Below are 14,234 nucleotides of genomic sequence, written 5' to 3' on the forward strand. Positions count from 1 at the left end.
CTTTCGTAAAAACTATCATATAAATTAGGTTAACTGAATATGTGGTAGTCATAATGAAATTGCTGATCTTAGATTGAAAGATGTCATCGCAAAAAAAGACTTCGACACAATTGTCGGCGAATACAAGTGCTCAGCGTGCAATAAAAAAATCTACAATGCCAAAAGATGTAAAAATCAATATCATGATATGTGTCTCTACTGTAAAACGACACATTTTATACCACCACAATCTTTTTGTGCTAGAGCTTTAAAACTTACTTAAAAGTGATAGAGTGGTCTGCTAAAATAGAGTGTTATCTATTACAATATTTTGGTGGGTCTAATCATGGTTTATGGGAAAAGATATTTACAGAATACATTAATATTCTTTGTGCTATTCAACATAGCTTTTGCACAATCTAACAAAGAAACATTAGATGAAAAACTTAAACTAATACTCAAATACCTAAAGTCTCCTGATACTCAATTGCATTTTTCAGCTCTCGCTGAGTTGGAAAAAATAGGAGCTGATGCAAAAAAAATACGTCCAGAATTAGAGAAAGCGCTAACATCTGCAGATGGTCACAGTAAACATGCCATTAACTACGCAGTGCGAAGAATAGAGTTTATCAATAAAAAATTCCCTTCTAAAATCTTTCCAAATGCCAGTCAAACAAAACGTTCTCCAGCATCACGTATTTCCAAAAATGTAGGAGGTTTGAATATTCTTGGTGTTAGCAATGATTTTAGGCAACGGTTGCGCTATGGTAAGAGACATGCTCTAGTCATTGGTATTAATAAGTATAATAAATATTACAGTGAGTTAGATGGACCGAATTACGACGCTGGCGAAGTCGCTTCTATTTTGGCAGATCGCTATGGTTTTGAAAATGTAACATACCTTTGTGACACAATTCCACGAAATGTCTACCGCCAAAATGAACTCAAAGAGAGAAACCCTAGACGCCTCGAAAATAGAAAATCTTATACCACAAAAAATGGAAGTGAAACCATCGTTGTTGCTCCGCTTGTGACAAAAGGTGTTATCGAAAAATATCTTACCGAAACCTTTGCCAAGGTCGGTCCCAATGATGCCATTTTTTTATTCTATGCAGGACATGGTGTACCTGGCCATATTGTGGCAACTCCAAAAAATAAAGACGACGATGGCTATATATCTCTAACAAAATTGGCCTTAAATCTTTCAGAAAAAAATGCCAAACACACTTTGATAGTGCTTGACTGCTGCTTTGGAGGATCTCTTCTTCAGGATAAGTACAAACCAAGACTTAAAGGCTATAATAATTCCACATTTCAATTTGGTACGGGTGAAAATATAGACCGCGTTTTTGCACGTAGATCTTTTCAGGTAATTAGTGCCGGCACCGGAAATGAAGTGGTGGCAGATAAACTTAGTGCTTCAACCAAATACGCACAACTCACAGATTCAAGTGGGCATTCCCCTTTTTCAGCTCTGTTCTTGCAGGCACTTAAGGGATTAGTTGGCCGAGATGACGGTATTGTCCTGGCATCCGACTTAGGCTATTACATGATGACGACACTCACAAACGACAAACGTTTAGATGCGAAGCAAACACCACGCTATGGTAGCCTTGGAGGAGACGGAGATTTTATGTTTTTCCCCGCCTATAAAGTTCTTAATCCAAAGCTTTTAGCACCTCTATACCTTAGTGATAAAATGTATGCTGACTTCCGTAGTTCGGGATGTGAGGCCTTGGAAAAATTTATCAATACATATTCCAGGCAAGATCAAATCTCCTTGACCAAAAGTGCACTGCATCACATTTCGAAACTCTTGGAAGATGAAGAAGTTGGTCCTCGTAAAGCCGCTCTAAATTTTATTACGGAAAAAGCGACAAAATACGCTAAAGATATCAAAGAGTTTAACCACGTTGTATCTGCACTAACGGCATACTTTTCTTATAACGATAAAAAAATAGATTTGAATAGTTTTTTTACGCTGCAAAATCAACAAGATGAAACAGATTTATATGAAGTGATAAACTGTTTGGGGATTTTACATAAGGACGCAAACAAAAAGGTTGTTGATATACTAGAAGCTTACAACAAAAAACTACGGTTACAGTGGCAAGAACTTTCCAAAGATAAGAAAAAACCGCAAAGTGTAAAAGATAAACTAGAAGAATGCAAAGAATTAGGCTCATTACCTGATGAGTCTTTTCAGAAACAAGCACATTACTACTACCAAGTAGTGAACGTATACAGATGGCTGACTACTATTGGGGAAACAGAGCTAAAAGATTATGAAAATCGCATGAATTTATTTTTGTCGAATACAGAAGATAAAGAGCGCAAAATTTCATTCAACAAATACAAAGAAGAATTTAGCAAGGACGATTTCAAAAAATATTTCATGGTTAGAGACCAGTACATCAGAAAAGAAGTGTTAACTTATTTGGCAGCAAAAGGAACAGATTTAACCATACTTTTTGAATTACTAAAAAAACTAGACAAGAGAGAAGATATCAAAAACGACATCGCCAAAGATTTAGAGAATGTCAGAGTCAGAGAAAGAGCTTTTTTAAAGATTGTTGAAGAAGTTAATAATCAAAGCGAAAAATCTAAAAAGTTATTGTTTGCTTTTCGGAGTTGGAAAAAAAAACCACTATTTGAATTGATAAATAAAAAGTTAAGTAAGGAAGATCAAGATATATTTCTCCCTATTTTAGCAGAAGAAAATTTTAACAGTATTTACAGTTTGATGACGGATAAGTATCAAAACAAAAAAGATATTAGGTCTAAAGCCGCTTTTATTATATCAAAATTAAATAAAAAAGAGCGCTTTATCGCTCATTTTTTCACTTCTATAAATGAAAGAGATTTGTTCGACAAGCAAGTTGCTATTGATATTCTTACTTCAAAAGAAACAGTAACAGAATATTCGACTGTTACGATTCTCTCCCTGTTATTAAAAAACGAAAATAAAAATTTAAGAAACTCTGCAGCAAAGACACTGGGAGAGATAGGAGAAAAAGCATATTCCGCAGTACCAGACCTGATTCTTGCTTTAAAAAATGGGGATCCCGGTCTAAAAGCTCATGCAGCAGAGGCATTGGGAGGTATAGGAGAAAAAGCATATTCCGCAGTGCCATATTTAATACCTTTGTTACAAAATAATCATGCAGATGTAAGAAGCTCTACAGCATGGGCATTGGGAAAAATAGGAGAAAAAGTAGAAAAAGCTGTACCAGATCTCATTACTCTCTTACAAGATGAAGATGAGGATGTCAAAAAGAAAGTAGCAGAAGCATTGGGAGGTATAGGAGAAAAAGCTCACTCCGCAGTGCCACATCTCATTACTCTCTTACAAGATGAAGATGAGGATGTCAAAAAGAAAGCAGCAGAAGCATTGGGAGGTATAGGAGAAAAAGCTCACTCCGCAGTGCCACATCTCATTACTCTACTAAAAAATTCTGATATACAAAAGCATGCAGCAGAAGCATTGAGTAAAATAGGGGAAAAAGCTGTACCAGCTTTAGCTGATGCCTTAGATGGTGATTATGATGTGAGAATTTCTGTAGCAGAGGCTCTTGGTGATATAGGAGAAAAAGCTGTAAAAGCTGTACCAGCTCTTATTCTTGCTCTAAAATACGAATATCTATATGCGAGAGAATCAGCAGAAGAAGCATTGGGAAAGATAGGAGAAAAAGCTGTACCCGCTCTTATTCTCGCCCTAAAAGACCAGAATAAAAATGTGAGAAGATCTGTAGCAGAGGTATTGGCAGTCATAGGAGAAGCGGAGAAAACAGTGCCAGCTCTTATTCTTGCTCTAAAAGACAATGACGAATATGTGAGACGGACTGCAAGTTGGGGATTGGGAAAGATAGGAGAAAAAGCTTACTTAGCAGTACCACATCTCATCACTCTCTTACAAGATAAAGATGAGGATGTTAAAAATAAAGCAGCAGAAGCATTGGGAGAGATAGGAGAAAAAGCTCACTCCGCAGTACCACATCTCATTCTTCTCTTGCAAGACAAATATTCATGGAACAGAATTTCGGCAGCAGAAGCCTTGGACAAAATAGGAGAAAAATCTCACTCTACAGTGTCACATCTCATCCCTCTATTACAAGATAAAGAGGTTCGCGCAGATGTAGCAGAAGCATTGGGTAAAGTAGGAGAAAAAGCTGTACCACATCTCATTCTTCTCTTACAAGATAAAGATAAAGAGGTTCGTGCAGATGTAGCAGAAGCATTGGGCAAAATAGGAGAAAAATCTCACTCTGCAGTGCCACATCTCATCCCTCTATTACAAGATAAAGATAAAGAGGTTCGTGCAGATGTAGCAGAAGCATTGGGCAAAATAGGAGAAAAAGCTCACTCTGCAGTACCACATCTCATCCCTCTCTTGCAAGATGAAGATGAGGATGTTAGAGATAAAGTAGTTGAAGTGTTGGGTAAAATAGGAGAAAAAGCTCATTTGGCAATACCACACCTCACCCCTCTATTACAGGATAAAGATGAGAATGTTAGAAATAAAGTAGTTGATACGTTAGGTAACATAGGGAAAAAAGTACGCTCTATTGTATCATATATTATTCCTCTATTGAGAGATAATCATGCAAGTGTAAGAAATTCTGCAGTTAGATCATTGGGAATGATGACAAAGAGCGAATATCCATTAGTACAGTACATCATCCCTTTGCTGAAAGATAAAGATAAATGGGTCAGAAAAAATGCAACAGAGACATTGAGAAAGATAGGAGAAAAAAGTATCTGTTTTCTTATCCCTCTTTTAAAAGATGACGATGAAAGCGTTAGAAACGCTGCAGTTATAGCATTGGGAAAGATAGGGGAAAGCGTATTTTCTACAGAAGAATGCCTCACCTCTGTTTTAGAACATCTCTCAATAAATGAAAATTGGGAGGTAAGAGTTTCAGCAGCTGAATTATTGATAAGAATGGGAGAAAAAGCGACATCGTCAATTATTCTCCTCTTGAAAGATAAAGAAGTTTGCATAGAGGCAGCACGGGCACTAGAAAGATTAGGTGAAAAAGCTCATTTAGTTATAGATTTTATTATTTACATAGACACAGTATCTATAAGCCCAGACGAGCTAGCCGAAATTTTCCAATCAATAGAAAAAAGAATGATAACATCTATTATTCCGCTCTTGAAAGATAGAAATTATAAAGTAAGATGTTCTGCAGCTAAAACGTTAGGATTTATGAAAGCATATTCCGCAATACCACATCTCATTCCTCTCTTGCAAGATAAAGATTATTTTGTAAGACGCTCTGCAGCTAGAACATTAGGGTTTATGAAAGCATATTCCGCAGTACCACATCTCATTTATCTACTACGCGATGATCAATGTCATAGTATGCAAACAGATGCAGCAGAGGCATTGGCAGAAATAGGAGAAATAGGAGAAGAAGCACATTCAGTAGTACCAGATCTTATCCCTTTGTTAAAAGATGAAGATTTGATAGTGAGAAGTTCTGCAGCAGAGGCATTGGGGGGGATAGGAGAAAAAGCATACTTAGCAGTGCCACATCTCATCCCTCTCTTGCAAGATAGAGATGAAGATGTGAGAAATTCTGCAGCATGGGCGCTAGGAAAAATAGAAAAAAAAGCTCACTCATCAGTACCACATCTCATCCCTCTCTTGAAAGATAAAGATAAAAAGGTTCGCGTAGATGCAACAAAAATATTGGGAAGAATAGGAGCTCACTCTGCAGTACCACATCTCATTCCTCTCTTACAAGATGAAGATAAAGAAGTTCGCGCATATGCGGCATGGGCATTGGGCAAAATAGGAGAAAAAGCTCACTCCGCAGTACCACATCTTATCCCTCTTCTAGAAAATAAAGATAAAGAGGTACGTGCATATGCGGCGTGGGCATTCGGCAGAATAGGAAAAAAAGCTTACTCAGCTGTACCATATCTCATTCCTCTCTTACAAGACGAAGATAAAGATGTTCGTATAGATGCAGCGGAAGCATTGGGGGAGATAGGGGGAAAAGCGGAAAAAGCAACATCGGATCTTATTGTTGCCCTAAAAGACCCGGATAAATATGTTAGATACTCTGCAGCAGAAGCATTGGGAAAAATAGGAGAAAAAGCTCACTCAGCAGTGCCACATCTCATTCCTCTACTAAAAGATTCTTATACACAAGAAGTAGCGGCAGAAGCATTGGGAAAAATAGGAAAAAAAGCCGAAGAAGCGGTACAACATCTCATCCCTCTACAAAACGATATCTCTATGGCTCTTGTAGAGAAAGTACTGGAAAAAATAAGAGGGAATATTATATCGACGCTTATATTTCATTTAAAAAATAAATCTCTGAATACCAGACAACAGGCAACTGAAGCGCTGGGCAAAATAGGAGGAAAAGCTCACTCAGCTGTACCACATCTCATTCCTCTACTAAAAGATTCTTATACACAACAAGTAGCAGCAGAAGCATTGGGCAAAATAGGTGAAAAAGCTTACTCAGCTGTACCATACCTCACTCTTCTCTTACAAGACGAAGATAAAGAGGTTCGCATAGAAGCAGCGAAAGCATTGGGGGGGATAGGGGGAAAAGCGGAAAAAGCAACATCGGATCTTATTGTTGCCCTAAAAGACCCGGATAAATATGTTAGATACTCTGCAGCAGAAGCATTGGGAAAAATAGGAGAAAAAGCTCACTCAGCAGTGCCACATCTCATTCCTCTACTAAAAGATTCTTATACACAAGAAGTAGCGACAGAAGCATTGGGAAAAATAGGAAAAAAAGCCGAAGAAGCGGTACAACATCTCATTCCTCTACTAAAAGATTCTTATACACAAGAAGTAGCAGCAGAAGTATTGGGCAAAATAGGGGAAAAAGCTCATTTGGCAGTGCCACATCTCATCCCTCTCTTAAAATATGATAGTGAATGTGAAGATAATGTTAGAGAGAAAGCAGCAAAAGCGCTGAGGAAAATTGGAGAGAAAAAGATACCACAGATTGTACCTCTTTTGAAAAATAAAGAAGATTTTTGGATTAGATATTTAGCATTAAAAGAATTAGTAAATACAGGAGAAAAAGCTGTACCATCTCTTACCCCTCTATTAAAAGACTCTGATGAATACGTTAGGAATTCAGCTGTTTATGCGCTAAAGGAAATCGCAAAAGAAAATCCCAAGACAGTTATTTCTTACACTAGACGTTTTCTACAAGAAGAAAAAAATCAAGCAGCGTTAGAACTTTTGAACTCATGTGTATGGCAAGCTTATATTGAAGAAGATAAGAGTGTATTTTCCCAAGAAGATATACAACTTTTAGCAATATCAGAAGACTATAATATTCTAAATACTACCGCGACAATTTATGCCTGGCAGGGAAATACAAAAAAAGCAAACATATACTCATCCAAAGCATTTAGAGAAACGGCTAAACGAGTAAAGCTTTTACTTGAGGGAAAAACCCCAAAACAAGTTGAAGAAGAAATAAAAACTAAGAATAGTTTTTGATGCGATTTACAGCTTTAAATAGCAAATCTAAATTGTAAAAGCGGGCTTTTAAAAGCATCTAATGATTCTGTAGAAAAGAATTTAGTAGCAAAGAAGTAAAGATTTTTGCAAACGTTATCCAAATCATTGAGGAGTCAGTTACTTATAAAATTTGGTATTTAATCAAGCAAACTCAAAATATCTGATAACTGCTCAAATGTCAAAATTATGTTGTCTCAGCATAATTCTGGCCACCTCTCCAGTTTTGCTCCGACAAGGATGGGTGAGGGCAAGACCGGAGAGGTAGGGTGTCAGGTAATTTTAAACTTGTCTTACGGTGTACGTCAGATCAGATAGAGACTTTTACAGTTTTTTACTACCACTCTTCGTCGTCCCAATTTTCGTCTCCATCATCCCAATCTTCATTTTCCATTGCATATTCTGAGTCATCACCCCAGGCTTCGTGTTGCATTTCGTACTCCACTTGCTTGGGAGATTTACCTGCGAGCAGTAGTTTTACTCTTTTAGAGGTTCCTGTGGTATATTGATTTGCTTTTTTTACATTTCCTTGCCAGGCATAGATTGCTGCTACTGTATCAAGATGGTCTTTATCTTTTGATAAAGATAAAAGTTCTAAATCTTCTTGAGCAAATTTATCTTCTTCAAGATATGCTTTTCGCATATAGAAATTCAAAACTTGAAGACCTGACGCCACCGCTACTTCATCTTTTTCTGTTTGGATAAATTTTTTAATAGGCAGGAGCACTCTTTTACCTATCTTCACTAACGCCCATATGGCATATCTTCTCGTACTTAAGTCCTGATTTTTTAAAGCGAAAATCAGACCTGGTACAGCTTTTTCCGCTTTTTCTCCTATCTCCCCTAAAACCCATGCGGTAGCCCCTCTCACTTTAGAATCCTGGTCTTTTAAGGCAAGGATCAGAGTTGGTATTGCTTTCTCAGCTTTCTCTCCTATTTTTGCCAATGCCTCTGCTGCACAATATCTCACGTGTCTATCCTGGTCTTTGAAGGCGAGAATGAGGTCAGGCACTGCTGAGTGAGCTTTTTCTCCTATTTTTCCCAATGCTTCTGCTGCAGAACTTCTCACTATGAAATTTTTATCTTTTAGGGCAGAGATAAGCGGGGGAACAGCTTTTTCTCCTATCTTTGCCAGTGCTTCTACAGCATAACTTCTCACTATGAAATTTTTATCTTTTAGGACAAGAGTCAGAGGTACTGCTTTCCTAGCTTTCTTAGCGATCTCAATTAATGCCCATGTTGTATATTTTCTCACATCTTCATCTGGATCTTTTAGAGCAAGGATCAGAGTTGGTATTGCTTTACTAGCTTTCTCTCCTATTTTTGCCAATGCCTCTGCTGCAGAACTTCTCACCCATTTATCCTGGTCTTTGAAGGCAAGAATAAGAGCGGGCACTGCTGAATACGCTTTTTCTCCTATTTTTCCCAATGCCTTTGCTGCAAATTCTCTCACATCCCGATTCTGGTCTTTTAGAGCAACAATAAGAGGGGGAACAGCTTTTTCTCCTATGTTTGCCAATGCCTCTGCTGCACAATATCTCACATGTTTATCCTGGTCTTTGAAGGCGAGAATGAGGTCAGGCACTGCTGAATACGCTTTTTCTCCTATTTTTCCCAATGCTCTCGCTGCATAACTTCTCACATATTTATCCTGATTCTTTAGAGCAAGAATAAAAGTTGGTACTGCTTTCTCCGCTTTTTTCCCTATCTTTTCCAATGCCAGTGCTGCAGAATCTCTCACATCCCAATTCTCGTCTTTTAGGGTGAGAATGAGGTCAGGCACTACTGACTGAGTTTTCTCAGCTTTCTTAGCTATATTGCTTAACGCTTTTACTGCAGATTTTCTTACATATCCCTCCTGGTCTTTTAAGGCTAGAATGATAGTTGGTATTGCTTTTTCGGCTTTTTTTCCTATCTTCCCCAATGCCTGTACTGCACGCCACCTCACAACTTCATCTGGATCTTTTAGGGCAAGAATAAGAGCTGATACTGATTTCTCAACTTTCCCAGCTTTCTTAGCTATCTTGCTCAAAGCATTTACTGCATCAGACCTCACGAAGGAACTTTTATCTTTTAGGGCAGAAATAAGCGGGGGAACAGCTTTTTCTCCCATCTTTGCCAGTGCTTCTACAGCATAACTTCTCACTTCCCAACTCTCATCTTTTAACAAAAATACTACAAACTCTATATTTTTTATGTTATTTATCTTTCCTAGAGTTCTGCCGACAGATACTCCTACACTTCTGCCTCTGCCTTTCAGAGCAAAGATAAGAGCTGGCGCTACCTTCTCTAATTTTTCAGTTTTTTCTCCTATCTTCCACAAGGCCTCTGCTGCAGAATTTCTCACATCTCCACTCTGGTCTTTTAGGGTGAGAATAAGGTCAGGCACTGCTGAGTGAGCTTTTTCTCCTATTTTTCCCAATGCCTCTGCTACTTTCTCTTTGACATACTCCTCTTCGTCTTGTAAGAGAGGGATGAGATGTGGCACTGCCAAATGAGCTTTTTCTCCTATGTTTCCCAATGCCTGTGCTACACACCACCTCACAACTTCATCTGGATCTTTTAGGGCAAGGATCAGAGCTGGCACTGCTTTTTCGGCTTTTTCTCCTATGTTTCCCAATGCCTCTGTTGCCGATTTTTCCACCCATTTACTTTCATCTTTTAGAGCAAGAATAAGAGTTGGTATTGCCTCTTTAGCCTTTTCTCCTATTTTTCCCAATGCCTCTGCTGCAGAACTTCTCACAACTTCATCTGGATCTTTTAGGGCAAGGATCAGAGCTGGCACTGCTTTTTCGGCTTTTTCTCCTATGTTTCCCAATGCCTCTGTTGCCGATTTTTCCACCCATTTACTTTCATCTTTTAGAGCAAGAATAAGAGTTGGTATTGCCTCTTTAGCCTTTTCTCCTATTTTTCCCAATGCCTCTGCTGCAGAACTTCTCACAACTTCATCTGGATCTTTTAGGGCAAGGATCAGAGCTGGCACTGCTTTTTCGGCTTTTTCTCCTATTTCGCCTAACGCTTCTACAACTTCAGTTCTTACATATACGTCTTGTAAGAGAGGGATGAGATGTGGCACTGCTGAGTAAGCTTTTTCTCCTATTTTTCCCAATGCCCGTGCTGTAGAGCTTCTTACACCTGCATGGTTATTTTGTAACAAAGGTATTAAATATGGCACTGCGGAGTGAGCTTTTTCTCCTATACCTCCCAATGCCTTTGCGGCATGAGCTCTTAGACCAGGATCTTCATTTTTTAAAGCAAGAATCAGGTCTGGTACTACGGAACATGCTTTTTCTCCTATTTTTCCCAATGCCTCTACTGCACAATATCTCATCTTCGAATCTTTGTCTTTTAGAGCAAGAATAAGAGCTGGTATTGCCTCTTTCGCCTTTTCTCCTATTTTTCCCAATGCCTCTGCTACAGTCTCTTTGACATACTCCTCTTCGTCTTGTAAGAGAGGGATGAGATGTGGCACTGCTGAGTAAGCTTTTTCTCCTATTTTTCCCAATGCCTCTGCTGCACAACATCTCACATCTCCACTCTGGTCTTTTAGGGTGAAAATGAGGTCAGGCACTGCTGAGAGAGCTTTTTCTCCTATTTTCCCCAATGCCTTTGCTGCACAATATCTCATCTTCGAATCTTTGTCTTTTAGAACAAGAATCAGAGCTGGTATTGCTTTTTTTCCTATGCTTTCTAGTGCCTTTCCTGCTCTTATTCTCATCCAAACCTGCTCTTTTAGAGTAAGAATAAGAAGAGCTGGCACTACCTCTTTCGCCTCTCCTATTTTTTCCAATGCCTGTGCGGCATCCATTCTCACACCCTCATTCTGGTCTTTTAGAGCAACAATAAGAGTTGGTACTGCCTCTTCCGCTTTTTTTCCTATTTTTCCCAGTGCCTGTGTTACGTGTCCTCTGACACTCACATTCTGGTCTTTTAGGGCAACAATAAGAGCTGACACTGCTTTTTCCGCTTTTTCTCCTATGTTTCCCAATGCCTGTGCGGCAGAACTTCTCGTCTCCGAATCTTTATCTTTTAGAGCAACAATAAGAGCCGGTATGGCTTCTTTCACCTTTTCTCCTACGTTTCCCAATGCCTGTGCCGCCGATTTTCTCACATCCACATCCTGGTCTTTTAGAGCAACAATAAGAGCTGGTACTGCTTCTCTTATACTTTTTATATTTCTCAATCCTTCCACTGCATTTCTTCTCACATCAGGGTCCTGATCTTTTAAGACCTCTAAAAGAATTTTTGCTGTAGAATATTTTTCTTGCGAGATTATAATGTCAATAGCAATTTGTTTTTCAAACGAATCCCTTTCATTTATAGAAATGAAAAACTTTGTAAGAAAGGATTCTATCATCTCACTTTTCTTTATAATGGAAGCTGCCTGCGATCTTATTTTTTCACTTTCATTTCGATTTATAATGATCTCGTAAAGGCTATCAAAAATCTTCTTTGCTAAAACCGGAATAAAAAAATCTTGGTCTTCCTGGCTTAATTGGTCTATCAACTTAAATAGCGATTTTTTTTGCCAGCTAACAAAGCAAAATAGCAGCTTTCTTGATGTCTGGTTTTTACTATTATCAAGTTTCTTAACAATAGCAAAAAAAGCTCTTTCTCCTATTTTTTCTAGATCTTTAGCTATTTGTTTTTTCGTATCTTCATTGCTTTCTTGGAGCAATTTAAAAAGTATCGGTAAGTCTCTTTTTGCTTTTGCAAGAAACAATAGAACCTCTTCTCTTATCACTTTGTTTGTATCATTTGTTTCAAAGTATTTGATAAACTCTTTATCGGTAATTTCATCTTTCACGAGATGAAAAGCTTTTAATCTTTTTTCTTCATCTTCAGTGGATAAAAGAAATGTTTTTTTGCCATTTTTGTAGAACTCGATCTTTATTTTTCCCTCGGTATGCAACCATTGATATATTTTAATCGTCTGCCAGTAAATTTTTGCTTGTTCTTGTAGCTTTTTAGTTGTAGTACTCAGTGTTTGTAAAAGATCATTTTGTTTTTGTCTTTCTTTTCTTACAACTAATGGAAGTTTTTTATCTTTTTTATATTCTTTCCACTCTTTATCCTGATCGTTGCAATAGTTTTTGAAAACATTCACAAATTCTTGGTTAGCATGTATGCACAAAAACCCTAGGCAATCAATAACTTTGAAATAATCATCTTCAGAAGAAAATTTGTTTCTAGATTTTGCTAGTTTCAACAAGGGAGGTATCACATTAGAAAATTCTTTTATATTGTGAGCATGTTGCTGTGCTACATTTTTAATAAATTTTAACGCCGCCATACGAGGAAATGTTTGTTCGTCTTGGAGTAGTTTTGCAATGTGAGGTAGAGCACTTTTCACCAAAGCAGTCTGGTCTTTTTTGTGTGCCTGACCATCAATAAAGTTTTCTAATGCTTCACATCCTGAGCGCCGAAATGAGGCAAATTCAATACCGTTGAGATACAACGGGGCAACCATTTTAGGATTGAGTACTTTTTCTGTGGGAAAAAACATAAAATCGCCATTTCCCCCTAGAGTACCATACCGTGGAGCCTGAGAGGCTTTTATTCTTTTGTCATTTACCAGCGTATCCATCATATAAAACCCTAGCTGAGATGCTAAAACGACACCATCGTCGCGTCCTGTTAATCCTTGAATAGCTTGCAAAAACACAGCGGTAAACGGTGAATGCCCCCGGCTATCTTTAAACTGTTGTGCATAAATCGCAGATTTTTCATCCAACTTATCAGCAACAACTTCATCTCCAGTACCTGCTGTTATGATCTGAAAACTTTGGCGCTTAAATACCCTGGTAAGGTTGTCGCCTCCCGGAGTTACAAATTCATCATTTGCTAAGTCTGAAAAATCAGGTCTATATTCTCCTTCTAATAACGAGCCACTAAAACAGCAATCTAAAACCATTAAAGTGTGTCGTGCTCCAAGTGATTTCAGATTTTTGGCTATTTTTGTTAGGGACATCATGCTTTTAACATTTGGCTTTCCCAAACCATCTTTGCTGCTATCACTCGCAACCAGATAGCCTGGAACCCCATGTCCGGCATAGAAAAAAAACAAAGCATCGTCGGATTTAACCTTTTGGCGAAGAGCTTCTATTTTATTTTTGATTAAATCTTTTGTAACTTGTTGAGTCTTGAAATTTATTGTTGTAGAGGGCTTTGTGTCTGCAAGAAGGTGAACATTGTCGAAATTATATCTGTTCTCTAAAACTCTTGCTACTTCGCTGGCATCAAGACAAGGCCCAGCTAGCGAAGTAAAATGTTCGTAATTATTAATTCCAATAACAATAGCATGACACTTGCCATATTGTCGTGAACTAAAGTCGGGACTAGAGCCAAGAATTGTGAGACCTCCAAGCTTTTTGGGAGGGTTTGTTGCTCTACTTCTTATGCTAACTTGGGTTTTCTTTTGAAGAGTTTTTTTAGAAGATAGCTCAATAGATCTAATTACTTTGCTTATTAGTAGAGTTAATTTATCATCATTTGCATCTAGCGCTTTTCGACGTGCTTCTTCGAGTTGAGGTAGGATTGATTTCACCTGCTTTTCGCGCAATTCTTTTATAGCTTTGATTTTTTCATTTCTTGAGCCTTGTTCCAGTTGATTAACCCAATATTTTATATCGCTATTTTCGGCGGTACAAAAACTTATTAATATAAGTATGAGAACTATTGTTTTCTTCATGACTTTCTCTATATAATTTGCGATTCGATATTTGAATATATTTTATTACACATCTTTAACTAG

General features: G+C 38.0%; 2 protein-coding genes. One reads left to right on the forward strand and one right to left on the reverse strand.

Annotated elements, in window-relative coordinates; genetic code table 11:
- Positions 1-325 precede the first annotated feature (325 nt).
- Entirely contained in the window at positions 326-7,462 is a 7,137-nt protein-coding gene (locus UABAM_RS22450; protein WP_151970235.1) for a HEAT repeat domain-containing protein, read from the forward strand.
- Positions 7,463-7,817: 355 nt separating this feature from the next.
- Here UABAM_RS22450 and UABAM_RS22455 read toward each other — a convergent pair whose 3' ends face one another.
- Positions 7,818-14,171: a HEAT repeat domain-containing protein gene (locus tag UABAM_RS22455; RefSeq protein WP_151970236.1), complete on the reverse strand. Its 6,354-nt coding sequence runs from the start codon at positions 14,169-14,171 to the stop codon at positions 7,818-7,820.
- Between the last annotated feature and the right edge of the window lie 63 nt (positions 14,172-14,234).

Origin of the sequence: Candidatus Uabimicrobium amorphum (assembly GCF_009002475.1) — a bacterium.
Taxonomy (GTDB): Bacteria; Planctomycetota; Uabimicrobiia; order Uabimicrobiales; family Uabimicrobiaceae; genus Uabimicrobium; species Uabimicrobium amorphum.